This is a genomic window from Bacillus sp. SIMBA_026, from assembly GCF_046535335.1.
GTDB lineage: Bacteria > Bacillota > Bacilli > Bacillales > Bacillaceae > Bacillus > Bacillus velezensis.
Genome location: NZ_JAWRWX010000253.1, coordinates 1 through 263, shown reverse-complemented (window position 1 = coordinate 263; position 263 = coordinate 1). Strand labels below are relative to the sequence as shown.

At 63.5% G+C, this 263-nt stretch carries 1 protein-coding gene; it reads right to left on the bottom strand.

Annotated elements, in window-relative coordinates:
* On the bottom strand, positions 1-263 hold a 263-nt coding region (locus SB847_RS21385; protein ID WP_410578668.1), incomplete at both ends, for a helix-hairpin-helix domain-containing protein.

Here is a 263-nt window from a genome sequence, read left to right as displayed (position 1 = left end):
AGGCCAAAGGTGCCGTCAACGAAAGCCTGCGGATCCAGAACGCTTGTGGGTCCACCGCTGGCCGCCGCCAGGATCTTCCGAGCTACGGAGTACGCCTCGGGGTGGACGCTGGAGGCATCGAGTGGTTCCGCTCCACGGGTGATCCGGAGAAACCCCGCGCACTGTTCGAAGGCCTTGGCGCCGAGCCGCGGGACTTTCTTCAGGTCGCTTCGCTTGGCGAAAGGTCCATTCTCGTTGCGGTACGCCACGATGTTTTCGCTGAG